Origin of the sequence: Novilysobacter antarcticus, from assembly GCF_019802285.1 — a bacterium.
Classification (GTDB): Bacteria; Pseudomonadota; Gammaproteobacteria; order Xanthomonadales; family Xanthomonadaceae; genus Novilysobacter; species Novilysobacter antarcticus.
The window spans coordinates 947,731-972,087 of sequence record NZ_JAIEUJ010000001.1 but is presented as its reverse complement, the minus strand read 5'-3'; the positions used below and the strand labels follow the sequence as shown (position 1 = coordinate 972,087).

Below are 24,357 nucleotides of genomic sequence, written 5' to 3'. Positions count from 1 at the left end.
CAGCGCCGCATGCGGCGCGCAATGAGGCTCCCGCGACGCATGCGTCTGTCAACGATCAAGCTGTCGGGCTTCAAGTCCTTCGTCGATCCCACCACTCTGCACCTGCCGACCAACATGACCGGCGTGGTCGGGCCGAACGGCTGTGGCAAGTCGAACATCATCGACGCCGTGCGATGGGTGATGGGAGAGAGTTCGGCCAGCCGCCTGCGCGGAGACTCGCTGACCGACGTGATCTTTGCCGGATCGTCTTCGCGCAAGCCCGTCTCCCAGGCCACCGTGGAGTTGGTGTTCGACAATTCCGACCACACCATCACCGGCGAGTACGGCGCATTCGACGAGATTTCGGTCAAGCGCCTGGTCAGTCGCGACGGCGCCAGCCAGTACTACCTCAACGGCTCCAAATGCCGTCGCCGGGACATCACCGACCTGTTTCTGGGTACCGGCCTTGGGCCGCGCAGCTACTCGATCATCGAGCAGGGGATGATCAGCCAGATCATCGAAGCCCGGCCCGAGGACCTTCGGGTCTATCTGGAAGAGGCGGCCGGCATCTCCAAGTACAAGGAGCGCCGCAAGGAGACCGAGACCCGCATCCGCCATACCCGCGAAAACCTCGACCGGCTGAGCGATCTGCGAGAAGAGGTGGGCAAACAGCTGGGACACCTGAACCGCCAGGCACGGCAGGCCGAGCAGTATCAGGCGCTGCAGGAGGACCGCAGGGTCCGCGACGCGGAATGGAAGGCACTGGAGCACCGGGCACTGGATCGCAAGCTGGCCGGGCAGCGGGAGAAGCTTGCGCAGCAGGAGACCCGCCTGCAGCAATTGATCGCCGAGCAGCGTGAGGCCGAGCGCGAGATCGAGACCGGCCGCGTGCGCCGCGAGGAAGCCGCCGAGGCGCTCAACAAGGCGCAGGCGGAAAGTTACGAAGTCGGCGGGGCGTTGGCCCGCATTGAGCAGCAGATCCAGCACCAGCGCGAGATGTCCGAGCGCCTGCTGAAGGCACGCGACGAGGCCCGCCACCAGTTGGCCGAGGTCGCCGAGCACATCGGCAACGACCAGTCGCGGCTGGATGTCCTGAGCGCGGCGCTGGAAGTCGACGAGCCGCGCCTGGAGGAGTTACGCGAGCAGGACCTTGACCGTCAGGAAGCACTTCGCGCGGCCGAGGCGGCCTTGTCGTCGTGGCAGCAGCGCTGGGACGAGCACAGTCGCGCGCAATCGGAGGCGACCCGTTCGGCGGAAGTCGAGCGCACCCGGATCGAGCATCTCGAGCGCCAGTCGATGGATGCCGAGCGCCGCCGGCAGGCCCTGCAGTCCGAGCGCGAAGGTCTGGACCTGACGACGCTCGCCGACGCGTTCGCCGAGCTCGAAGAGCAACACGAGACCCACAAGGTCTCCCTGGACAGCCTTGGCGACGTACTGGAGTTGCGCAAGGGCAGTGTCGACACCCTGCAACAGCAGCAGCGCGAAGCACAGTCGGCCTTGGCCGACGTGCGCAAGCAGGCGCAGACCGCACGTGGGCGGTTGTCCTCGCTGGAGACGCTGCAGAACGCGGCGCTGGGACAGGAGGACGGCGCCGCGCTGGAATGGTTGAAGGCGCACGGCCTGGACTCCGCGGTCCGGGTCGGCGAGGCGCTGGTGGTGGATGAGGGATGGGAAGACGCGGTTGAAGCCGCACTTGGCCAGATCATCGAAGGCGCGCTGGTGGATGCGCCCGAGGCGCTGGTGGAGGCGATCGGTGAGTTGGATCACGGCCGTCTGGCGCTGGTCGCATCGGCCGACGCGCCGGTCAGCTGCGCGCCCACATCGCTGGCCAGCAAGGTGCAGGGGCCTGCGGCGGTTCGGCGCCTGCTGGTGCCGCTGCACGCCGCCGCTGACCTGTCCGCCGCGCGCGCACTGCTGCCCAACCTTGCCGATGGCGAGTCGGTGATCACCCGCAGTGGCGAGCGTCTGGGCAACGGCTGGGTACGCGTGCTGCGCTCCGGCGCGGTAAAGCAGGGTGCGCTGCTGCGGGAGAAAGAGATCCAGTCGCTGCGCAGTCAGATCGAGACGCTGCAGGAGCGGGAGCACGAGCTGGAATCCAGCCTGACCCGCCTGCGCGAACAGGCCCTGGCCGCCGAGCAGCAGCGCGAGGAAGCCCAGCGCGCGCTCCATGTCGCCCATCGCAGCGTCGCGGAGTTGGCCGGCCGACTGCACAGCCAGCAGGGACGCCTGGACTCGGCGCGAAGCCGGATCGAGCGGATCGATGCCGAGGTCGCGCAGCTGACCGAATCGTCGCAGCTGCTCGCCGAGCAGGCGCGCGAGGCCCGCACCCGCCAGGAAGAGGCGGTGATGCGGATGACCGAACTGGAAGACGCCCGCCTGGCGCTGGACAGTGAACGCCGCAGCCTCGGCGAGGCGCGCGATCAGGCCCGCAACATGGCCCGCGAATCCCGCGACGCCGCGCATGCGCTGGCCTTGACGCTGGAATCGCACCGTGCCCAGATCGCCTCGCTCACCCAGGCCCTGCAGCGGATGAGCGGTCAACGCGGTCAGCTGGACACGCGTCTGGTCGAGCTATCCAGCCAGCTGACCGACGGCGCCAGTCCGGTGGATGAGCTGGAGCAGCAGCGTCAGGTTGCGCTGGAGCGACGGGTGCAGGCGGGCGAGGTGCTCAGCGCCGCCCGCAGCGCGCTGGACGGCATCGACCAGGAACTTCGCCGCTTCGAGCAGGTTCGCCAGCAGCGCGACGAGCAGGCGCTCGCCCAGCGGGAAGGCATCGGCCAGCGCCGGCTCGAGCAGCAGGCCCTTGTGCTGAAGGCCGAATCGCTGGTGGAGGGCATCACCGAAGCCGGCTTCGTGCTGGACGACGTGGTCAACACCCTGACCGACGACATGGAACCCGCGGTGTGGGAACGCACCGTCCAGGAACTGGACGCCAAGCTGCGCCGGCTGGAGCCGGTCAACCTCGCGGCCATCGCCGAGCACGCCGAGGCCAGCCAGCGCAAGGAATACCTCGACGCCCAGGACGCCGACCTGTGCACAGCGCTGGAAACGCTGGAAGATGCGATCCGCAAGATCGACCGCGAAACGCGCGGACGATTCAAGGAAACCTTCGACCGCGTCAACGCCGGCGTCCAGGCCCTGTATCCGCGCCTGTTTGGCGGCGGCCACGCTTATCTGGAGCTCACCGGCGACGATCTGCTGGACACCGGCGTGGCGATCATGGCCCGTCCACCGGGCAAGCGCGTATCCAACATCTCGCTGCTGTCCGGCGGCGAGAAGGCGATGACCGCGGTCGCGCTCGTGTTCGCGATATTCCAGCTCAATCCGGCGCCGTTCTGCCTACTCGACGAGGTCGATGCACCGCTGGATGAAGCCAACGTCGGTCGGCTCGCGGCGATGGTCAGCGAGATGAGTGAACAGGTACAGTTCCTGTTTGTGAGCCACAACAAGGCGACGATGGAAGCCGCTCAGCAACTGGCCGGCGTCACGATGCGCGAGCCCGGCGTCAGCCGACTGGTAAGCGTTGACCTCACCGAAGCCACCCGTCTGGTGGGCGCCGCCTGATCGCGGGCGTCGGATCGTCGTGACACCACGGCGTTTCTGGCGTCCATCCATGCAATAAACCGGAGTAGCAAAGCTGATGTCAGACGAAACCCTGTTGCGAATCGGAATCCTGATCGCCGGGCTGTTTGTGGTCGGCGCGATCCTGTTCTTTGGCCGTCCGCGCAAGCCCGGCCAAGGTCGCCGCGTTGCGCGTGCCGCGGACAGCAGCGGGTCCAGGCGTGAGCCGACCCTGGGCGAGCAGCTGGAGGACGAGGCGGCGGCCGATTCGGCCGGTGCCGCTGGCGAGGATCCGACCGCGCAGGCCGAGCTGGACCTGTTCGAACGCAGTCTTGATGGCGCCGCAGGCACCGAACTCGGCAAGCGGGTCAGTGACGAGTTCGACAAGATCGTCACGGTATATCTGGCGGCCCGCGCCGGCCAGAAGCTGCACGGGCCGGATATCGTCGTGGCAGCGGAAAAGGCGGGTCTGGTCTACGGCCACATGGGCGTCTACCACCGGCTGATCGAGCAGCAGCCCGAGCGCGGACCGGTGTTCAGCGTGGCCAACATCGTCAAACCGGGCAACTTCGAGATGGGCACCATCCAGGAGTTGGAAACCCCGGCGATTGCCTTCTTCCTGACCTTGCCCGCGCCAGTCGCCGCGCTGGATGCGTGGGAGGCCATGCTGCCGACCGCGGAGCGGATGGCGGAATTGCTCGATGGCCTGCTGCTGGACGAGCAGCGCAACAACCTGGGTCGCCAGCGGATCGGCCACATTCGTGATGAACTGCGCGCCTACGATCGCGAGCGCGAGGCACCACCGCTGAGCAAGCCCAGCCGCTGGTAAGCAGCCGCAGATGCCCGCGTCCGATCCCGCCGCCCGCGTGGCCGAGCTGCGCCGTCAGCTCGACGACGCCAGCTACCGTTATTACGTCCTCGACGATGCGGCCATTCCGGACTCCGAGTACGACCGCCTGCTGCGCGAGCTGGAGGGGCTGGAATCGGCGCACCCGGAACTTGCCAGCGCGGATTCACCGACCCAGCGCGTCGGTGCGCCACCGTCCGGGGCCTTCGCCAGTGTCACCCACGCCATTCCGATGTTGTCGCTGGGCAATGCGTTCAGCGAGGACGAGGTGGCCGATTTCGTCCGGCGCATCGAGCAACGGCTAGAGCGCAGCGAGCCGGTTTTTTCGGTGGAACCCAAGCTGGACGGCCTCGCCATCAGCCTGCGCTACGAGAATGGCCAATTCGTCCAGGGCGCGACCCGCGGTGACGGTGCCACGGGCGAGGACGTCACTGCCAACCTTCGCACCGTCAAGGCTGTCCCGTTGGCGCTGCGCGGGACGGGTTGGCCGACGGTGCTGGAAGTCCGTGGCGAGGTCTACATGCCGCTGGCGGGGTTCCACCGCTACAACGAGCGCCTGCTCGCCGAAGGCGGTAAACCGTTGGCCAACCCACGCAACGGTGCCGCAGGGTCGCTGCGTCAGCTGGACCCGCGCATCACCGCGCGCCGCCCGCTGGCGTTCTACGCCTACGCCGTGGGGCTGGTGGAAGGCGGCGAGCTGCCGCAAACGCATTCGGAGACACTGCGGCAATTGCGTGATTGGGGATTTCCGGTCAGCGCGGAAAGCCGCGTCGCGACCGGCTTGGACGGTCTTCTCGCGTATTACCGCGATATCGGCGAGCGCCGCGACCGCCTGGCCTTCGATATCGACGGGGTGGTGTACAAGCTGGACGACTACGCCGGGCAGCTGGAATTGGGCTTTGTCTCGCGTGCGCCGCGTTGGGCGCTGGCGCACAAGTTCCCGGCCCAGGAGCAGTCCACGGTGCTGGAGGCCATTGAGGTCAATATCGGTCGCACCGGGGCGGCGACACCGCTGGCCCTGCTTACGCCGGTGCAGGTTGGGGGCGTCGAGGTCAGCAGGGCGACCTTGCACAACGCCGACCAGATTGCCCGCCTGGATGTCCGCGTGGGCGACACGGTGATCGTGCGTCGTGCCGGCGACGTGATTCCGGAGATCGTGCGCGTGGTGCCCGGCATGCGCGCGCCGGACGCGCAGCCCTGGGTGATGCCGACGGTGTGCCCCGTGTGCGGTTCCGATCTTGTGCGCGAGGAGGGCGGGGTTGTCTGGCGCTGCTCGGGTGAGCTGATCTGCCCCGCCCAGCGAAAGGAGGCGATCGAGCATTTCGCCTCGCGCCGGGCCATGGACATTGAAGGACTCGGCGAGCGTTACGTCGAGGACCTGGTCGATTTCGGGTATGTCAGTTCTGTGGCCGATCTGTACACCCTGACCTTGGACGATCTGCTGGAGATGAAGCGCCGCGGCGACGAGCGCGATGGCACGACGCCGGAGACGGTCAAGGCGGGCAAGGTGGCGACCCGCTGGGCGGAGAACCTGATTGAGGCCATCGAGAGCAGCCGCAGGACGACCCTGGCGCGTTGCCTTTTCGGCCTGGGCATCCAGCACGTGGGCGAGAGCACCGCCAAGGCGCTGGCGGAGTGGTTTGGCGACCTGGCGGTGATCCGGACCCTGCCGTGGCCGCTGTTCAAGCGGGTCCCTGACATCGGTTCGGAGGTCGCCAGGTCGATCGGCCGCTTCTTCGACCAGCCGGGAAACCAGAAGGTGATCGACGATCTGCTGGCCGGCGGCGTGGAGATCGTCGATGCCCGGCTTCCGTCCGCGCAACTGCGGGGCCAACTCGGATTGGCTGACCTGCTGGTGGACATGGAAATCCCGAAAATCACCCGGATCCGCGCCGAGCAACTCGCCGGCGTTTTTGCCGATACGACTGCGCTGTTGGATGCGCCAGTCCATCGATTCATTACCGCCGGCCTGCCCAACGACACCGCATCGGCGCTGGTGGCCTGGCTGGAGAATGAGGAGAACGCCCTCCTGCTGACCCGCTCCGGGGAGGCGATTGCGGCGCTCGAGAAGCGGATTCCCGACGTCGACGACAGCAGCGCCGGTCCACTCGAAGGACGCACGGTCGTGCTGACCGGAACGTTGTCTGCGATGACCCGCGACGAGGCGAAAGCGCGGCTGGAAGCGCTGGGCGCAAAGTCGGCCGGCAGCGTGTCGAAGAAGACCGGATTCGTGGTCGCCGGTGAGGCCGCCGGTTCCAAGCTGGCCAAGGCCGAGGAACTGGGCATCGAGATCTGGGACGAGGCGAAGCTGCTGGCGTTCCTCGGCAAACACGAGTGACCGAGCCGCATTCCTCTGGCGATCGGCCGACGGACTGGAGGCCGGAAGCGCAATTCTCCGCGTTGAAGTTGCGGGCGGCGCTCAACGCGCGCATCCGCGGATTCTTCGCTGAGCGCGGAGTGGTGGAGGTGGAAACACCGGTGATGTCGGTGGCTGGAAATACCGAGCCGAACATTGCCTCGTTCACAACCGAATTCAGTGGCCGCAGCGACGGCGCATCCCGCACCCGCTGGCTTCGCACCTCGCCGGAATACCCGCTCAAGCGTTTGCTCGCCGCCGGTTTTGGTGACTGCTACGAGCTGGGGCGGGTGTTCCGCAACGGCGAAGCCGGCGCCCGCCACAATCCCGAGTTCACGATGCTGGAATGGTATCGGGTGGGCTGGGACCATCTCCGGCTGGCACAGGAAACCGCCGAGATCATCAATCTCGGGCTTGACCTGATCGGTCGCCGGGTGCCGCTGGTGCAGGTGCGTTACAGCGACCTCTACCACGTCCGGCTTGGCCTTGATCCGCTGACCGCCAGCGAGGAAGAGTTGCGCAACGCACTGGGCGACGTGATCCTTGACCCTCGGGGTCTGGTTCGGGATGACTGGCTCGATCTGCTGATGACCCATCGGCTGCAACCGGGCTTCAGCGACGAGCACATGCTGGCCGTGCACGATTACCCCGCCACGCAATGCGCGCTGGCGCGCGTGCGCGATGATGGCGACGGGTCGCCCCCGGTTGCGGAACGGTTCGAGCTCTACCTGGGCCCACTGGAGCTGGCCAACGGCTATCACGAGTTGACGGATGCGTCGGAGCAGGCCGCCCGCTTCCAGCGCGACGGCCGCATCCGGCGTACCCGCGCCGACCCGGTGCCTCCCACCGACCAGCGTTTACTGGCGGCCATGGAGGCCGGTTTGCCTGACTGCGCAGGCGTTGCCCTTGGCATGGATCGCCTGATGATGGCCATGCTGCGCACCGACCGCATCGCTGATGTGATCGCCTTCGATTTCTTCCGCGCGTGATGCCATTACGCGCACCCTGTGGACCCACGCCGCCATGAACGACACCTTCGATTTTGACCGATACGACCGTATTCGCCCGATCCGCTGGACCGGCGAATCGTTGGAACTGCTCGACCAGCGCCGCTTGCCTTTCCACGTCGAGTACGTCCGCTGCGACACGGGCGAGGACGTCTTCGAGGCGATTCGCGCCCTGACCGTGCGCGGTGCGCCGGCGATTGGCATCGCCGCCGCCTGGGGTCTGGTGCTGGCCGCTCGCGAGATCAAAGCGGATGACGGTGCGGCCGCGGCACTCGCGCTGGATCCGGCGATCGCGCGTCTCAACGATGCCCGCCCGACCGCAGTCAACCTGGCCTGGGCCCTGGCGCGCATGCGGCGCGTGCTCGCATCCGCTGGCAGCGATTGGCACCACGTGCTGGAACGCGAAGCGCGTGCCATTGCCGAGGAGGACCTGGCGGCCAACCGCCACATGGGCAGCCTCGGGGCGGCGTTGATCAGCCCGGGCAGCGGCGTCCTGACCCATTGCAACACCGGCTCGCTGGCGACGGCGGGGTTCGGTACGGCGCTGGGCGTGATTCGCGCCGGGGTCGCCCAGCAGCGCATCTCGCGGGTGTTCGCCGGGGAAACGCGGCCATGGCTGCAGGGCGCGCGGTTGACCGCCTGGGAACTGCAACAGGACGGAATCTCCCCCGTGCTGGTGGCCGATTCGGCTGCGGCACACCTGATGAAAACCGGCCAGGTGCAGTGGGTGATCGTAGGCGCCGACCGCATCTGTGCCAATGGCGACACCGCCAACAAGATCGGCACCTACCAGTTGGCAATCGCCGCCCGCCACCACGGCGTCAAGTTCATGGTGGCCGCGCCTTCTTCGACCGTGGACATGGCGATGCCGGACGGCGACGGGATCGATATCGAAGAGCGCGATGCGGCCGAGCTGTTCCATCTCGGCGGCGTCGCCACAGCGGCGAGCGGAATCGCTGCCTGGAACCCCGTGTTCGACATCACTCCGCACGGATTGATCGACGCGATCGTGACCGAGCGGGGCGTGATCATGCAGCCGGATGCGGCCGCGATGAGGGCTGCTTTTAGCGCCTAAGTCGTTGTTTCTCTGGAAAAACAGCCGGGCATGAGGCGGCCTTTCGTGCTATAATTCGCTGTCTTTTTCGTCGGTATTGCCGCGGATCGGATTCTCCCTTGTGCCGGCCAGTTTCCAGTGTGTCCGCCGGCGCATGTTCGCCCGCACCGCGGTAAACCACCTCAGCTCAAATACGGAAACCTGATGGCCGATCTTGCCAAGGAAATCATCCCGGTAAACCTCGAAGACGAGATGCGTCGCAGCTACCTCGATTACGCGATGAGCGTAATCGTCGGCCGCGCGCTTCCCGATGTCCGCGACGGGCTCAAGCCTGTGCACCGGCGCGTGCTGTACGCCATGAGCGTGTTGGGAGCCCATGCCAACAAGCCGTACTTCAAGTCGGCGCGAATTGTCGGTGACGTGATCGGTAAATACCATCCGCACGGCGACCAGTCGGTGTACGACACGCTGGTGCGCATGGCGCAGCCGTTCTCGCTGCGCTACATGCTGGTGGACGGGCAGGGCAACTTCGGCTCGGTCGACGGCGACTCCGCCGCGGCCATGCGTTACACCGAAGCGCGCATGGCGAAGATCACCCATGAGTTGATGGCGGACATCGAGAAGGAGACCGTCGACTTCCAGCCCAACTACGACGAGAAGGAGTTCGAGCCCACGGTGATGCCCACGCGCATCCCGAACCTCCTGATCAACGGCTCGGCCGGTATCGCGGTTGGCATGGCAACCAATATCCCGCCGCACAACCTGGGCGAGATCATCGACGCGACGATTGCGTTGATCGACGACCCGGAGATCGACGTGGACGGGCTGATGGTGCACGTGCCGGGGCCGGACTTTCCGACGGCCGGCATCATCAATGGCACCTCGGGCATCATCAACGCGTATCACACCGGCCGCGGCCGGGTGCGCATGCGCGCGCGGGCGGAGATCGAGGTGGCCGACAACGGCCGCGAGGCGATCGCCGTCACCGAGATTCCCTACCAGGTCAACAAGGCGAAGCTGATCGAGAAGATCGCCGAGCTGGTCAAGGAAAAGAAACTCGAAGGCATCAGCGAGCTGCGCGACGAGTCCGACAAGGACGGCATGCGCATCTATATCGAGGTCAAGCGCGGCGACTCGGCCGACGTTGTGCTGAACAACCTGTATCAGCAGACCCAGATGGAGTCGTCCTTCAGCTTCAACATGGTGGCGCTGGTCGATGGCCGCCCGCAGTTGCTGAACCTCAAGCAGATCCTGCAGGCCTTCGTGCGTCACCGCCGTGAGGTGGTCACCCGCCGCACCATCTTCGACCTGCGCAAGGCCCGCGCCCGCGCCCATGTGCTCGAAGGCCTGACCGTCGCGCTGGCCAACATCGACGAGATGATCGAGCTGATCAAGACCTCGGCGAATCCCAACGAAGCGCGCGAGCGCATGCTGGCCAAGACCTGGGAGCCGGGATTGGTAGGCGCGTTGCTGTCGGCGGCCGGCGCAGAGGCGTCGCAGCCGGAAGACCTGCCGCGTGGCGTGGGCCTGGTCACCGGCGCCAATGACAGCAAGTTCTACCAGCTGACCGAGATCCAGGCCCAGCAGATCCTGGAAATGCGCCTGCACCGCCTGACCGGGTTGGAGCAGGAGAAGCTGACCGAGGAATACAAGCTGCTGCTGGACACGATCCGCGGCCTGATCGAGATCCTCGAGGATCCGAACGTGCTGCTGAGCGTGATCCGCGAGGAGCTGGAGAACGTCAAGCTCGAGTTCGGCGACGAGCGCCGCAGCGAGATCCGCGAGAGCGAAGAAGACCTCGACATCCTCGACCTGATTGCCCCCGAAGACGTGGTGGTGACCCTGTCGCATTCCGGTTACGCCAAGCGCCAGCCGGTCAGCAGCTACCGGGCCCAGAAACGCGGCGGTCGCGGCCGCAATGCGGCGACCACCAAGGACGAGGACTTCATCGACAGCCTGTGGCTGGTCAATACCCACGACACTTTGCTGACCTTCACCAGCGCCGGTCGGGTGTTCTGGCTGCCGGTGTACCAGCTGCCCGATGCTGGCCCGAACGCGCGCGGTAGACCGATCATCAACTGGATTCCGCTGGAAGCCGACGAGCAGGTCCAGGCGGTGGTGCCGGTCCGTGACTACGACGGCGACCGCCACGTCTTCTTCGCGACCCGCAACGGCGTGGTCAAGAAGACGCCGCTGAGCGAGTACGCCTACCGTCTGCAGCGCGGCAAGATCGCGATCAACCTGGATGAAGGCGATGCGCTGATCGGCGTCGAACTCTCCGACGGCCATTCCGACATCATGCTGTTCTCCAACGAGGGCAAGGCGGTCCGGTTCTCCGGCGAGACCGTGCGCTCCATGGGCCGTACCGCCCGCGGCGTGCGCGGCATGCGCCTGGGCGAAGGCGGCAAGGTGGTCAGCCTGATCGTGGTCGATGGTGACGGTGACATCCTCACCGCCAGCGAGCGTGGTTTCGGCAAGCGTACGCCGCTGGACGAGTACCCCTGCAAGGGACGCGGGACGCAGGGCGTGATCGCGCTGAAGACCACCGACCGCAACGGCCAGCTGGTCGGCGCGGTCCAGCTCAGCGACAGCCACGAGGTCCTGCTGATTTCCGACGGTGGCACGCTGGTGCGCACCCGCGCGTCGGAGATCTCCCAGGTCAGCCGCAACACCCAGGGCGTGACCCTGATGCGCCTGGCGGACAATGAGACCTTGCAGGCGGTGGAGCGCCTGGATGCGTCGCTGGATGACGAGCTGGAAGAGGATACGGAGCTGGCGGCGATCGGATCGGATCCGACCGTGTCGGATACCGTTCTTACGCATCCCGTCGACGAAGCAGGGGCCGATGAGCCTTCGGGCGATTCACCGGCCTGATCGTCCCCGCCGCCGGGATTCCGATAAGCAGAACGCCGCCCCATGGGGCGGCGTTTCTGCGTCCTGCTGACCGACCCGCGCTGTCGCGGGGGCTGCTGGTCTGATGATCAGCTGCCGGTCCAGCCGTCCAGCATGTCCGACAGTTCGTCGGCATGCTCTTCTTCCTGGGCCAGGATCGACTCCAGGATGCGCTTGGTGGTGGTGTCCTTGTCGCCGATGTAGTTGATGATCTGGCGATAGCTGTCGATTGCAATGCGCTCGGCCACCAGGTCTTCCTTCACCATGTCGCGCAGATCGGTGCCTTCGACGTACTCGGCATGCGCACGTTTGCTGAGGATGTCGGGGTTGAAGTCCGGCTCACCGCCCAGCTGGACGATGCGTTCGGCCAGCATGTCGCCATGCTCTTCTTCCTCGCGGGCATGCTCGAGAAACTCTGCCTTGATCGAGTCGGCCATCAGGCCGCTGGCCATGAAGTAGTGGCGCTTGTAGCGCAGCACGCACACCAGCTCGGTCGCCAGGGCCTCGTTCAACAGGCGGATCACCACTTCGCGGTCAGCGGTATAGCTGTCGGTGATCGCCCCCTTCTCGATGTGCTGGCGGGCGCGCTCGCGGATCGTGGCCAGGTCGGTGGCAAACGGGGAGGCGCCCGTGTCGGAACCGTGGTTGGAGTCGTCTTGCTTGCTCATGTCGTTCTCCGGACGGTGGGGAGGGGATCAGGCAATCTGGGACAGGACGTGCTCGGCGGAGGACACCCGGAACTCGCCCGGTGCTTCCACGTTGAGCTGCTTCACCACGCCCTGCTCGGCGTAGATGGCGAACCGCTTTGCCCGCACGCCCATGCCGTAGGCACTCGCATCCAGCTCAAGGCCCAGCGCACGGGCGAAGTCGGCGTTGCCGTCCGCCAGCATCATCAAACCTTCGGGGACGTTCTGGCTCTGGCCCCACGCCTGCATCACGAAGGGGTCGTTCACGGCCACGCACGCCACCTCGATGCCCTTGTCGTGGAACTGCTGGAAGTGCTCGATGTAGCCGGGTAGGTGGCGCTCCGAGCAGGTCGGAGTGAAGGCCCCCGGGACGGCGAAGATCACCACTTTGGTGTCACCGAACAAGGTCTTGGTGTCTACGCTCTCGACGCCGTCGCCGATGCGCTGCAATACCACTTCGGGAAGGCGGTCGCCTACCTGGATGCTCATACGGTTCTCCTTAATGAAAGGATCAGTCTAGGCGCCTCCTTCTAAAAATCACATCAAGGGCGTCCATGGTGCTGTGCTCGTGCCGCACCGGGAAAAGTCCAGGCTGCGGCGCTTGAACCGGGCACTTATCGGAACCATATCCACCGCAGGGCATGACCGGGCGCAGCGCAGCGAATATCCTGTGTGGCATCCCGCCGTGCTGGCCATGACCCGCCAACCATTCCTGCATTGCACCGTCCTGGTGCAGGCACTGGAGCAATAAATGCATTTCAAGGATTACTACCAGACCCTCGGCGTTGAGCCCACGGCCGGCGAGGCGGAGATCAAGACCGCCTACCGGCGCATGGCGCGCAAGTACCATCCGGACGTGAGCAAGGAATCGGACGCCGAAGAGAAGTTCAAGGCCGTCAACGAGGCCTATGAAGCCTTGCGTGACCCGCAGAAGCGGGCGGCATATGACCAGCTCCGCTCACGCGGCTATCGTCCGGGCGATGAGGTCAGGGCTCCGCCAGGCGGCTTCGATTTCAACGGTGGCCGCGGCGGCCCGGATTTCGAAGAGGTGTTTGCCGGGGGTGGCGCGGGTGGCGGCTTCAGCGATTTCTTCGAGACGCTGTTCAGGCGCGGCCAGGGCGGTCATGGCGATCCGTTCTCCCAAGCACAACGCGGGCGGCCCGGCGCCGGGCCACAGCGTAGCCCCGATACGCGGGCGAAACTGTCCGTGTCCCTGGAAACCGTGTACGCCGGCGATACCGTTCGGGTCAGCGTGCATGGCAAGACCCTGGACGTGAAGATTCCGAAGGGCATCGGGCCGGGGCAGGTGATCCGCCTCGCCGGCCAGGGAGGCAACGGCGGCGCCTTGTTGCTGGAAATCGAGTACTCCGCCCATCCCAGGTTCGAGGTGGATGGACGCAATGTAATCCATGTGCTCCCGATCGCCCCGTGGGAAGCCGCGCTGGGCGCGACGGTCAGCGTACCGACGCTGGGCGGATCGGTGGAGTTGAAGATTCCGAAACAATCCGAAGCCGGGGCGAAGCTGCGTTTGCGCGGTCGCGGCATTCCCGCACCCGCAGGCACCGGTGATCAAATCGTCGAGTTGGAAGTTCTTGCGCCCAAACCGGAGACCAAGGAGCAGGAGGCGGCCTACGTGGCGATGCGCGATGCTTTTGGAAAGGACTGGCGCCGGGAGTAACCGGCGCCGCTGCACTCAGGCCGGCAGCAACTGATCAAGCACCTCGCCCAGCTCGGCTTCGTTGAAGGGCTTGGTGATGTAGGCGCGCGCGCCTTGGCGCATTCCCCAGACGCGGTCGGTTTCCTGATCCTTGGTGGTCACCAGGACCACCGGGATATGCTTGGTCGTGGCGTCGCGACAGATCGAGCGGGTGGCCTGGAAGCCATTGAGGTTGGGCATCACCACGTCCATCAACACCAGGTCGGGCAATTCCCGGCGCGCCACTTCGACGCCTGCGGCGCCGTCTTCTGCCACCAGGGTTTCGTGCCCCAGTTTCTCGACGATGCGCTGGATACCCATCAACTGCGACGGTGAGTCGTCGACGATCAGAATGCGAGCCATGTCTTTCCCCAAAGTGACTGCCGGATTGTAGCGGCGTCCGGCTGGAGCGCCAAACGATTCAGATCCGGATCAGCGTGCGGCCCAGTGACCCACCGGCCAGCATGTTGTTGAACACTTCGGGAAGCTCCTCAAGCGTCGCTTCGCGGGTGCAGATGGTGTCAAGGTGCGCCGGCTTCCAGTCGCTGGCCAGGTGCTGCCAGACCGCTTCGCGCACATCTCTGGCGGTGCCCGCAGAGGCGACGCCGAGCAGCGAGACGCCGCGGATGATGAAGGGCATGACCGTGGCGTCCAGCTCGGCGGACGCGGCCAGACCGGCGCTGGCAACGTTGCCGTACGGCGCGCACTGGGCGAGCAGGCTGGTGAGCATCGGTCCGCCCACATTGTCCAGGCCGCCGCCGAAGCGGGCGGATTCCATCGCCCTGCCGGGCGCCAGCGCGTCGCGCCCCAGCACTTCAGTGGCACCAAGTCCCTTGAGGTAGGCGTGCTGATCCTGCTTGCCGCTGATTGCATGCACCTCGAACCCTGCGCGGCTGAAGATGTCGATCGCCAGCGATCCCACGCCGCCGCTGGCGCCGGTGACGGCCAGCGGACCCATGGCGGGCTTCTGGCGGTTTTCCACCATGCGGAACAGCGCCAGCGCGGCAGTGAAGCCGGCGGTTCCGATGATCATGCTCTCACGCAGCTCGAGCCCCGCGGGCAGGGGAATGGCCCATTTCGACTCCAGGCGGGTGAACTCGGAGTAGCCGCCATCGCGGGTCTCGCTCAGTCCGCTACCCGTGGCAAGCACCCGGTCACCCTCCTTGAACGCGGGATCAGTGGAGGCCACCACGTGGCCGGCCACATCGATGCCGCCGACCAGCGGGAAGCGCCGCAGGATCTTGCCCTTGCCGGTACCGGCAAGGGCGTCCTTGTAGTTGACCGACGAGTACGAAGCCTTGATCACGACCTCACCCGGTGCGAGATCGTCCAACGACACCGACTCGAGGCCGCTGCGGTATCCCTGGTCGTCGTTGTGGATGCGGAAGGCGTTGAAGCGCTCTGGAACGGCGTTGGACATGATTTCCTCTCGAAACTGGTGTCGGCGCGTGTTTACCGAACACGCCAGTGGCACTGGAACACAGCTCAGCGTGGGACGCTGCGACGCTTCTCCTCCAGCCACTTGTCGGCGTTCGCCGGGCGGTAGGAGTGCATCCACTCCAGCATCGTATCGATCTCCTCGCCGTGCCAGAGGTCGCGGCGCTGCTCGGCGTTGACGAAGTGCTCGGCGACCATCCGGTCCATCATGCCAATCAACGGCTCATAGAAGCCATCCACGTCGAGAAACGCACACGGCTTGTCACCGATGCCCAGCTGGCGCCAGGTCAACATCTCGAACATCTCGTCCAGGGTGCCGAAGCCGCCGGGCAGGGCGATGAATCCATCCGAGAGCTCGAACATGCGCGCCTTGCGCGCGTGCATGCTGGGGACGACTTCGAGGCGGCTCAGCCGGGGATGGGCGACCTCCCAATCGACCAGTTGCTCGGGTATCACGCCGATCACCTCGCCGCCGGCGGCGAGCGCCGCGTCGGCCATGATGCCCATCAGGCCGACGTTGCCGCCGCCATAGATGACACCAAGCCCGTTTTCCGCCAGTCGCTGGCCGAGGTCCCGGGCGTGCTCGGCATAGACCGGCCGGGAGCCGGAATGGGAGCCGCAGTAAACGCAGACCGATTGCATGGTCATGGGTCGTTGCCTTGTTATGGAAGGGATAAAACCAGAACGGCGCACCGTGGGTGCGCCGTCTGTGGGGATGCGATGTCCGGCGACGCGTGCCGCCGGTCGCCGCGGCTCAGTTCGCCTTGTGGATGGCTCGCTTGTCGACCGCCAGCGCCGCTTCGTGGACGACTTCCGACAGGGCCGGGTGGGCGAAGCAGATGCGCGCCAGATCGTCCGCGGCACCCTGGAACTCCATGGTGATCACGCCGCTGTGGACCAGCTCGGACACATTCGGGCCGCACAGGTGGACGCCCAGCACGCGATCGGTTTCCGCATGCGCGATCACCTTGACCAGGCCTGCCGGCTCGTTCATTGCCACGGCACGGCCGTTGGCCGCAAACGGGAAGCTGCCGGTCTTGTACGGGATGCCCTCTTCCTTGCACTGGGCTTCGGTCTTGCCGACCCAGGCAATTTCCGGCTCGGTGTAGATCGCCCAAGGCACGGTATCCAGGTTGACGTGGCCAGGCAGGCCGGCAATCAGCTCGGCAACGGCAACGCCTTCCTCGGACGCCTTGTGCGCAAGCATCGGACCGCGCACGCAGTCGCCGATCGCCCAGACGCCGTCCACGCCGGTGTGGCAATGCTCGTCGACCTCGACCTGGCCGCGCTCGTTGAGCTTGACCGCGACACCATCCGCCAGCAGGTTTTTGGTCGCCGCGCGGCGGCCGACGGCCACCAGCAGCTTGTCCACGACCAGGTTCTGCTCGCCCTTGGGATCGGTGTAGGTCAGGTGCACGCCATCCTTCTTGACCTCGGCCTTGCTGACCTTGGCGCCCAACTTGATGTCCAGGCCCTGCTTCTTGAACTCGCGCGCCGCCACCTTGCTGATGTCGTCATCGACGGCGGCCAGGAACGACGGCAGGGCCTCCAAAATGGTGACCTCGGCGCCCAAACGGCTCCACACGCTGCCCAGTTCCAGCCCGATCACGCCCGCGCCGATCACGCCGAGGCGCTTGGGCACCTGGTCGAAATCCAGACCGCCGACGTTGTCGACGATGCGGTCACCGTCGAACTTGGCGAACGGCAGCTCGATGGAATCCGAACCGGTCGCAATAATCACGTTGGCCGCCTTCAGCTCGACCTCGCTGCCGTCGTGCTGCTTGACCTTGACCACGTTGTCCTTGTGCAGGGTGCCGAAACCGTAGAACGGCGTCACCTTGTTGGCCTTGAACAGCATGGCGATGCCGCCGGTGAACTGGCTGACGATCTTGTCCTTGCGTCCGACCATCACGCCGACGTCCATCTTCGGCTTTTCCGCCGAGATGCCGTGGTCGGCGAAGCCGTGCAGCAGGTTGTGGAACTGGCGCGAGCTGTCCAGCAACGCCTTGGAGGGAATGCAGCCCACGCGCAGGCAGGTGCCGCCCAGGGCCGGCTTGTCGTCCTTGCCCAGTCCCGCATCTACGCACGCGACCTTCAGGCCGAGTTGCGCGGCGCGGATGGCCGCGACATAACCGCCGGGACCGCCGCCGATCACGACGACATCGAAGTTCTGTTGTTCGCTCATCTCAAAAAGATCCTTGGCTTGGTGCGGAACGCCCCGGGAGTTCGGCGTGGGGCGCCGGATGGGAGTGATCCCGGGGGATCACATGCCCAGCAGCATGCGGTGCGGGTTCTCGAGCTGGTTCTTGATGTCCACCAGGAACAACACCGCGTCCTTGCCGTCGATGATGCGGTGGTCGTAGCTCAGCGCGATGTACATCATCGGTGCGGCCACCACCTTGCCGTCCTCAACAATCGCGCGTTCCTTGATGGCATGCATGCCCAGGATGGCGCTCTGCGGCGGGTTGATGATCGGAGTGGAGAACAGCGAGCCAAACGTCCCGCCGTTGGTGATGGTGAAGGTGCCGCCCTGCAGGTCTTCCAGCTTCAGGCCACCCTCGCGCGCGGCGACCGCGTAATCGTTGATCGCCTGCTCGGCCTCGGCAAAGCTCATCGACTCGGCGTTGCGCAGGACCGGCGTGACCAGGCCCCTGTCGGTGGACACGGCAATGGAGATGTCGGAGTAGCCGTGGTAGATCACGTCCTTGTCATCGATCGAGGCGTTCACCGCCGGGTAGCGCTGCAGCGCATTGGCACAGGCCTTCACGAAGAAGCTCATGAAGCCCAGCTTGATGCCGTAGGCCTTCTGGAACGCCTCGCCCTGCGCCTTGCGCATGGCCATGACGGCCGACATGTTGACCTCGTTGGAGGAGGTCAGCATCGCGGTGGAGTTCTTGGACTCCATCAGGCGCTCGGCGATGCGCTGGCGCATGCGCGTCATCGGCACGCGCTCTTCCGGACGGTTTCCGCCGGCCTTGCCGACACCGGCATTGCGGGCGTAGTTGACCAGGTCTTCCTTGGTCACCGCGCCGCGGCGACCGGTGCCTTCGACGTTGGCCGGATTGATGCCTTCCTTCTGCGCGGTGAACCGCGCGCCCGGCGGCAACTCGGCGGATCCGCCCTTGGACGGGGCAGGGCTGCTCGCGGCAGCCTTCGGCTGCACCGGCTGGGCGACATCGCTCGCGGCGGCGTCGTTCTTGGCGTCGAGGGCCTTGTCGGATTTCTCCGGCTTGGATTCGGTCGCAGCCGCGCCTTCTTCAACGATCGCCAGCAGTTGCTCGCTGGTCACGGTGTCACCGCTTTCAAACTTGATTTCCTTGAGCACGCCATCCACCGGCGAGGGAACTTCCAAGACGACCTTGTCGGTTTCGAGGTCGACCAGGTTCTCGTCACGCTTGACGGCATCGCCGGGCTTCTTGTGCCAGGTGGCGATGGTGGCGTCGGAGACGGATTCGGGCAGAACCGGAACTTTGATCTCGGTGCTCATGGGGAAAATATCCTGGGTAACTGTGGAGTGGGTCGAATGGGGTGGACTTTCGGTTGTGCAATCGGATACCGGTTGCACGACAAGTGGATATGGATCCGGCCCGGATCAACCGGGCCGGATTGGCAGGACTCACTCGTCGGCGGGCTCGCCCTGGAGCGGGTTCACCAGTGCATCGGCGACCAGCTCGGTCTGCTCGCGGACGTGATCGGACATGTGGCCGGCCGCCGGCGACGGCGAGCTCGGACGACCGGCGTAATGCAGCGCCTGACCGGCAGCGACGCAGAAGTTGAGGTGGTGGCGGATCTGGTACCACGCTCCCTGGTTCTGCGGCTCTTCCTGGCACCACACCACGTCCTGTACCGAAGCATAGCGTTCCAGTTCGGCTCGCAGCGCCTCGCGCGGGAACGGATAGAGCTGCTCCACGCGGATCAGGGCGACATCATCGGCTTCACGCTTGATCATGTCCTCGAGCAGGTCGTAGTAGACCTTGCCGCCGCACACCACGACCCGCTTGACCTTCTTCGGGTCGGCCTTGGCGTCGGGGATCAGGGTCTGGAAGTTGCCGTTGGCGAGCTCATCAAGGGTGGACACGGCGAGCTTGTGGCGCAGCAATGACTTGGGCGTCATCACCACCAGCGGCTTGCGCGTCTGGATATGCATCTGGCGACGGATCATGTGGTATGCCTGCGCCGGGGTGGTCGGCGTGCACACCATCATGTTGTCGAGGGCGCACAACTGCAGGAAACGCTCCAGGCGCGCCGAGCTGTGCTCCGGTCCCTGGCCTTCGTAACCGTGGGGCAGGAACAGCGCCAGTCCGCACAGCCGGCCCCATTTGGCCTCACCGGAAGACAGGAACTGGTCGATCACGACCTGCGCGCCGTTGGCGAAGTCGCCAAACTGGGCCTCCCAGATGGCCAGGGTGTCCGGGTCGGCCGTTGCGTGGCCGTACTCAAACGCCATCACCGCTTCCTCACTGAGCAGGGAGTCGATGATTTCCACGTCCATCGGGCCCTTGACCAGTTCCTGCAGGGGCAGGTAGTAGTCGTCGCTGGTCTGTTCGTGGAGGATCGCGTGGCGGTGGAAGAACGTGCCGCGGCCGGAATCCTGGCCGACCAGGCGCAACTTGTAGCCCTCGGTGAGCAGCGTCGCGTAGGCGAGGTTCTCCGCGAAACCCCAGTCGCCGCTCTGCTCGCCGGCCGCCATCTTGCGGCGGTCCTCGTAGATCTTCTGCACGCGGGCATGCAGTTTGATCGATTCAGGCACGGTGTTGATGCGCTTGGCGAGTGCCTTCAGCTCGGCGGCATTGAAGCGGGTGTCCACCTCGTCGGACAGCTTGCCCTTGAGGAACTTGTTCCAGTCCACCGTGAACTCGTCGGGCATCACCGCCACCATCTCGGTGGTGACCTCGCCCGCGTCGAGCTTGTTGCGGTAGGTGTCTACGATCGCCTTGGCCTCATCCTCGCTCAGCGTGCCTTCCGCGATCAGGCGGTTGGCGTACAGCTCGCGCGGCGTCTTGTGCTTGCGGATGGTCTGGTACATCAGCGGCTGGGTGGCGGCCGGCTCGTCGGCCTCGTTGTGGCCGTGGCGGCGGTAACAGACCAGGTCGATGACCACGTCCTTGCCGAAGGTGTTGCGGAAGTCCAGCGCGAGCTCGGCGCAGAACGCCACGGCTTCCGGATCATCACCGTTGACGTGCAGGATCGGCGCACCGACCATTTTCGCCACGTCGGTGCAGTACAGCGTGGACCGGGCGTCCTCGCGGGCGCTGGTGGTGAAGCCCACCTGGTTGTTGACCACGATGTGGACGGTGCCAGCGACGCGGAAACCGCGCGCCTGGGACATCTGGAACAGCTCCATCACCACGCCCTGGCCGGCAAATGCGGCGTCGCCGTGGATCAGGATCGGCAAAACCTGCTGACGGCTGTCATTACCGCCGCGACGGGTCTGGCGCGAGCGCACCGAGCCGGCCACCACCGGATTCACGATCTCCAGGTGCGACGGGTTGAACGCCAGCGCCAGGTGCACGGGACCGCCCGGGGTGGCCACGTCGGCACTGAAGCCCATGTGGTATTTCACGTCGCCGGCAACCGCCAGCCCGTTGTGTTCGAACTTGCCTTCAAACTCGTCAAACAGCGTGCGCGGTGACTTGCCCAGGGTGTTGACCAGTACGTTGAGACGGCCGCGGTGGGCCATGCCGATGACCACGTCCTTCGCGCCCTGCTCACCGGCGCGACGGATCGTGGTGTCCATCAGCGGGATCAGCGCATCGCCACCTTCCAGAGAGAAGCGCTTCTGGCCGACGTAGCGCGTGTGCAGGTAACGCTCGAGGCCTTCGGCTGCCGTCAGGCGCTCCAGGATCCGGCGCTTGTCGTCCGTGCTGCGGCCGTACTTGCCGCCGGCCTTTTCGAGACGCTCGTAGAGCCAGCGACGCTGCGGGGCGTCGGCGATGTGCATGAACTCTGCACCGATGGAGCCGGTGTAGGTGGCCTTGAGCAGGTCGAAAAGCTTGCCCAGGTTCATCCGGTCCATCCCGGCGACACCGCCGGTGCTGAACTCGTCGCCGAGGTCGGCCTTGGACAGGCCGTGGAATTCCAGTTCCAGATCCGGCGCCTCTGGGGCCTCCAGGAAGCCCAGCGGGTCGATGTCCGCGCCCAAATGGCCGCGCGAGCGGTAGGCGGTGATCAACTTGCCGACGAAGCGCTCACGCTCATCGGCGGTGCCGTGTGCGGATTTGCCCGCGTGGCGCGCCGCTTCAATGATGGTGTCGATGACAGCCGAGTGCGGTACATCGCCCGCCTCCCGACCGTGGAAACCGTCAAAGTAGGTTTTCCATTCGACCCCAACACTATCGGGGGAGACCAGGTACTGCTCGTACAGGTCTTCGATGTAGGCGCCGCTGGAACCCAGCTGCGATGACTGCGAGAACTGCTTCAGGAGATTGGCCACGGTGGCGTCGCTAAACTCGAATAGGGGGAGTGGGTGTGCCGGCGCGGCGGAAATGCCGGTTCGGGCACGCGAGTGTTTGAATTATAGCCTCTCGGGACGCCCCGGGCGGGTGCCGAACCGGCTCGATGGACAATTTCGCGAAGACCTCGCAGCCCGGGGTTCATCCCTGTTCAGGTTCGCTGCACGACCTAAATCCCGAGCGCGCGGTACTCGCTACACGGGCGAGCGCGTTCCCAGACAGGGCTGAAGAGGTTGAGCAGATGGCGTGCGCGGGAACGATCGTCCAGGCGGGTATCGCCTTCAAGGCGCGACGCCATGGGACGAAAGTAGTAGCCGCCGACGTCATTGCAGGTATAGGCCGACGCGTAGGAGCGATCGAACGGCTCCTCCACGGCGCGGAAGGCGATCTTGCTGGGCAGCCGCTGGTGCAGGACGATGAGCGGACTCTGGTCGCGTTGGGGTGCAGCCGGGTCATGCAAAAGGATCTGGATCTCGCCCTTGTTGATCGCAAAGTCGCGCAGGGCGGTCACCACCTCCGGTGCATCCAGGACACCTGCGTCCAGTTCGGGGCTGTAGATCAGCACGCGCCTGCGCGCCGTGGCGATGACGCCCAGGGTGGCGGCGATCGCGCCCGTCCAGTCGCCGACCGCATTGGAGGCGCCAAGGTGCAGCGACATCAACTGGTGATCGATGCCGGCCTCGTCAAATCGCGGGCCGGTTGGCAGGAAGCCGTGGCGTGCATAAAAGGGAATGGCATGTACCTGTGCGTGCAGCGAGAGCCGGCTCCAACCCAGCTCGGCGGCGCGCGCGAGCAGCGTGCGCAGCATGGCGCCACCGACGCCGCGGCCGCGCCATGGGGAAAGCACCGCCATTCGCCCAATGTGCCGTTCCGGAGTCAGGCGTGCCGTACCGATCGGCGTGCCGGCGGAGTCGCGGGCGATCACGTGATGGGAGGCGGGATCCAGCTCGTCCCATTCCAGTTCAAGCGGTACCCCCTGCTCCTGGACGAATACCGCTTCGCGGACGGCACGCAACGCGGGCAGGCCGGACTCGTAATCGATCCTCTCAACATGGAAACCGGATGCGGTCTCGCTCATTCGTCATCTTCCTCCGTCACCAGGTGATAGTGGCCGGCTTCCATCAGTTCGATCAGGCAATCGCGGCCCGCATCGCCGAGGGCTGCATAGTCGCTGCCGTCGATAACGTCGGCATTGGCCAGCAGCGTCGCGTCATGGATCGGCAACGGGTGACTTTCACCGTTGGCGTGCAGCACCGCCGCGGAGTCCGTGCGTCGCCATGCCATCCGGGAGTAGGGGTGCCGCTGCAGGCGCCCGCCGTGCTGGAGATCCCACTCGACCTCAATGCGCGAGCGCGGCTGTTCGCCTTCTTCGAGCTGCGGTGGGATCACCTCGACCGCGTTGCGGTAGCGGGTGATGAAGTTGCCGAACCATTCGGCCAGTTGTTCCGGCCGGTCACCGCGGAGGGCATCCAGGGCGCGGACGACACGCGCCATCGCCGCGGCATCGATCTCGCCGGGGTCGGCGGCAGGCACCAGGTCGGGATCGTGGTAGCGCAGCGCGTCGTCTGCTTCCGCGGTCAGGGTATCGACCAGATCGCCCAGTAATTCGGCCGAGGAGGGCGCGCGCATGCCAAAGGAGAAGGTCAGGCAGGCATCTTCTGCGACGCCGTGATGGGGCACGCCGGGCGGCAGGTAGAGCATGTCACCGGGGCCCAGCACCCAGTCGTGGCTGGGCTCGAACTCACGCAGCAGGCGTAGCTCGACATCCTCGCGGTAGACAAGCGGCGGGTTGTCGCGCGCGTCGATCTGCCAACGGCGATGGCCAACCGCCTGCAGCAGGAACACGTCGTACTGGTCAACGTGGGCACCGACCGAGCCGCCGGGCGCGGCGAAGGACACCATGACGTCATCGATGCGCCAGCGCGGCAGGAACGCGAAATGACCGATCATCGCCGCGACGTCCACATCCCACTTGTCCACGTCCTGCACCAGCAGCGTCCAGTCCGCCCCCGGCAGGGACGGGAACATCTCCTCGGGAAACGGCCCGTGACTGACGCTCCAGCTGTCGTCGGTGCGGTCGTGGCGGATCAGCCGCGACAGCGCGCCCTCCTCGCAGGCCAGACCGGCGAGGTCGTCGGGGTCCATTGGCGATTGCAGGTCGGGGAAGGCGTTGCGGATCAGCACTGGGTGCTTCTGCCAGTAGTCGCGGAGGAAATCCGCCGGTGGCATTCCCAGCGGCGGCAGTGCACTTCCGTCGACTTCGATCGGTGGCGGGAGAGTCAGCGGTCCACTCCCGCGCTTGCTGCCCGGGGTGCGGATGGATCCAGACGCCGTGGGCTTGGGGTTGTGCATTGCGCGTCCTGCTGTTGGGCCGCAAACGCCGGCCACTG

At 65.8% G+C, this 24,357-nt stretch carries 17 protein-coding genes; 7 read left to right on the top strand and 10 right to left on the bottom strand.

What is annotated here, in order from left to right; translation table 11 throughout:
- The first annotated feature begins 39 nt into the window (after nt 1-39).
- The 6 genes from smc (at nt 40) to gyrA (ending at nt 11,678) form a co-directional block, all read left to right on the top strand.
- Nucleotides 40-3,543, top strand: coding sequence for a chromosome segregation protein SMC (smc, locus tag KZ491_RS04400; RefSeq protein WP_222564597.1), 3,504 nt, complete (start codon nt 40-42; stop codon nt 3,541-3,543).
- A gap of 76 nt (nt 3,544-3,619) precedes the next feature.
- The gene (gene zipA, locus KZ491_RS04395) at nt 3,620-4,369 is read left to right on the top strand and encodes a cell division protein ZipA (protein ID WP_222564596.1); all 750 of its coding nucleotides are present in this window, start codon (nt 3,620-3,622) and stop codon (nt 4,367-4,369) included.
- 10 nt (nt 4,370-4,379) lie between these two features.
- Nucleotides 4,380-6,725: an NAD-dependent DNA ligase LigA gene (ligA, locus tag KZ491_RS04390; protein ID WP_222564595.1), complete on the top strand. Its 2,346-nt coding sequence runs from the start codon at nt 4,380-4,382 to the stop codon at nt 6,723-6,725.
- Complete coding sequence (gene epmA, locus KZ491_RS04385) at nt 6,722-7,732, top strand: EF-P lysine aminoacylase EpmA (protein WP_222564594.1); 1,011 nt, start codon at nt 6,722-6,724, stop codon at nt 7,730-7,732. Before ligA ends, epmA begins: the two co-directional genes overlap by 4 nt.
- 34 nt (nt 7,733-7,766) lie before the next feature.
- A complete protein-coding gene (gene mtnA, locus KZ491_RS04380; protein ID WP_222564593.1) occupies nt 7,767-8,825 on the top strand; it encodes an S-methyl-5-thioribose-1-phosphate isomerase in 1,059 nt (352 codons plus the stop codon).
- A 183-nt stretch (nt 8,826-9,008) separates the two neighbouring features.
- Nucleotides 9,009-11,678: a DNA gyrase subunit A gene (gene gyrA, locus KZ491_RS04375; RefSeq protein ID WP_222564592.1), complete on the top strand. Its 2,670-nt coding sequence runs from the start codon at nt 9,009-9,011 to the stop codon at nt 11,676-11,678.
- 107 nt (nt 11,679-11,785) lie between these two features.
- Here the strand turns inward: gyrA and KZ491_RS04370 are convergent, their stop codons facing one another.
- On the bottom strand, nt 11,786-12,364 hold the full coding sequence (locus KZ491_RS04370) for a ferritin-like domain-containing protein (protein WP_222564591.1): 579 nt from the start codon (nt 12,362-12,364) through the stop codon (nt 11,786-11,788).
- A 27-nt stretch (nt 12,365-12,391) separates the two neighbouring features.
- Entirely contained in the window at nt 12,392-12,871 is a 480-nt protein-coding gene (locus KZ491_RS04365) for a peroxiredoxin (protein WP_222564590.1), read from the bottom strand.
- A 262-nt stretch (nt 12,872-13,133) separates the two neighbouring features.
- Between KZ491_RS04365 and KZ491_RS04360 the strand changes: the two genes are divergently transcribed.
- The gene (locus KZ491_RS04360) at nt 13,134-14,060 is read left to right on the top strand and encodes a DnaJ C-terminal domain-containing protein (protein ID WP_222564589.1); all 927 of its coding nucleotides are present in this window, start codon (nt 13,134-13,136) and stop codon (nt 14,058-14,060) included.
- Between the two features lie 15 nt (nt 14,061-14,075).
- On the opposite strand, the gene pilH is transcribed toward KZ491_RS04360, so the two are convergent.
- The 8 genes from pilH to KZ491_RS04320 form a co-directional block, all read right to left on the bottom strand.
- Nucleotides 14,076-14,441 (bottom strand): twitching motility response regulator PilH, encoded by a 366-nt coding sequence (pilH, locus tag KZ491_RS04355; RefSeq protein ID WP_043959614.1) that lies wholly within the window; start codon nt 14,439-14,441, stop codon nt 14,076-14,078.
- A 58-nt stretch (nt 14,442-14,499) separates the two neighbouring features.
- Nucleotides 14,500-15,498 (bottom strand): YhdH/YhfP family quinone oxidoreductase, encoded by a 999-nt coding sequence (locus KZ491_RS04350; RefSeq protein ID WP_222564588.1) that lies wholly within the window; start codon nt 15,496-15,498, stop codon nt 14,500-14,502.
- Nucleotides 15,499-15,563: 65 nt separating this feature from the next.
- On the bottom strand, nt 15,564-16,157 hold the full coding sequence (locus KZ491_RS04345; RefSeq protein WP_222564748.1) for an LOG family protein: 594 nt from the start codon (nt 16,155-16,157) through the stop codon (nt 15,564-15,566).
- Nucleotides 16,158-16,269: 112 nt separating this feature from the next.
- A complete protein-coding gene (gene lpdA, locus KZ491_RS04340) occupies nt 16,270-17,700 on the bottom strand; it encodes a dihydrolipoyl dehydrogenase (RefSeq protein ID WP_222564587.1) in 1,431 nt (476 codons plus the stop codon).
- Nucleotides 17,701-17,778: 78 nt separating this feature from the next.
- A complete protein-coding gene (gene sucB, locus KZ491_RS04335; protein ID WP_222564586.1) occupies nt 17,779-19,002 on the bottom strand; it encodes a dihydrolipoyllysine-residue succinyltransferase in 1,224 nt (407 codons plus the stop codon).
- A gap of 129 nt (nt 19,003-19,131) precedes the next feature.
- On the bottom strand, nt 19,132-21,948 hold the full coding sequence (locus tag KZ491_RS04330) for a 2-oxoglutarate dehydrogenase E1 component (protein ID WP_222564585.1): 2,817 nt from the start codon (nt 21,946-21,948) through the stop codon (nt 19,132-19,134).
- Nucleotides 21,949-22,136: 188 nt separating this feature from the next.
- Complete coding sequence (locus tag KZ491_RS04325) at nt 22,137-23,045, bottom strand: GNAT family N-acetyltransferase (protein ID WP_222564584.1); 909 nt, start codon at nt 23,043-23,045, stop codon at nt 22,137-22,139.
- Nucleotides 23,042-24,319: a JmjC domain-containing protein gene (locus KZ491_RS04320; protein ID WP_222564583.1), complete on the bottom strand. Its 1,278-nt coding sequence runs from the start codon at nt 24,317-24,319 to the stop codon at nt 23,042-23,044. Before KZ491_RS04320 ends, KZ491_RS04325 begins: the two co-directional genes overlap by 4 nt.
- Nucleotides 24,320-24,357: the final 38 nt, after the last annotated feature.

What these genes read in the sequence shown, in the direction of transcription:
- smc (WP_222564597.1), top strand. Translation starts at nt 40, where the DNA reads ATGCGTCTGTCAACGATCAAGCTGTCGGGCTTCAAGTCCTTCGTCGAT.
- zipA (WP_222564596.1), top strand. Translation starts at nt 3,620, where the DNA reads ATGTCAGACGAAACCCTGTTGCGAATCGGAATCCTGATCGCCGGGCTG.
- ligA (WP_222564595.1), top strand. Translation starts at nt 4,380, where the DNA reads ATGCCCGCGTCCGATCCCGCCGCCCGCGTGGCCGAGCTGCGCCGTCAG.
- mtnA (WP_222564593.1), top strand. Translation starts at nt 7,767, where the DNA reads ATGAACGACACCTTCGATTTTGACCGATACGACCGTATTCGCCCGATC.
- gyrA (WP_222564592.1), top strand. Translation starts at nt 9,009, where the DNA reads ATGGCCGATCTTGCCAAGGAAATCATCCCGGTAAACCTCGAAGACGAG.
- KZ491_RS04370 (WP_222564591.1), bottom strand. Translation starts at nt 12,364, where the DNA reads ATGAGCAAGCAAGACGACTCCAACCACGGTTCCGACACGGGCGCCTCC.
- KZ491_RS04365 (WP_222564590.1), bottom strand. Translation starts at nt 12,871, where the DNA reads ATGAGCATCCAGGTAGGCGACCGCCTTCCCGAAGTGGTATTGCAGCGC.
- KZ491_RS04360 (WP_222564589.1), top strand. Translation starts at nt 13,134, where the DNA reads ATGCATTTCAAGGATTACTACCAGACCCTCGGCGTTGAGCCCACGGCC.
- pilH (WP_043959614.1), bottom strand. Translation starts at nt 14,441, where the DNA reads ATGGCTCGCATTCTGATCGTCGACGACTCACCGTCGCAGTTGATGGGT.
- KZ491_RS04350 (WP_222564588.1), bottom strand. Translation starts at nt 15,498, where the DNA reads ATGTCCAACGCCGTTCCAGAGCGCTTCAACGCCTTCCGCATCCACAAC.
- KZ491_RS04345 (WP_222564748.1), bottom strand. Translation starts at nt 16,157, where the DNA reads ATGCAATCGGTCTGCGTTTACTGCGGCTCCCATTCCGGCTCCCGGCCG.
- lpdA (WP_222564587.1), bottom strand. Translation starts at nt 17,700, where the DNA reads ATGAGCGAACAACAGAACTTCGATGTCGTCGTGATCGGCGGCGGTCCC.
- sucB (WP_222564586.1), bottom strand. Translation starts at nt 19,002, where the DNA reads ATGAGCACCGAGATCAAAGTTCCGGTTCTGCCCGAATCCGTCTCCGAC.
- KZ491_RS04325 (WP_222564584.1), bottom strand. Translation starts at nt 23,045, where the DNA reads ATGAGCGAGACCGCATCCGGTTTCCATGTTGAGAGGATCGATTACGAG.
- KZ491_RS04320 (WP_222564583.1), bottom strand. Translation starts at nt 24,319, where the DNA reads ATGCACAACCCCAAGCCCACGGCGTCTGGATCCATCCGCACCCCGGGC.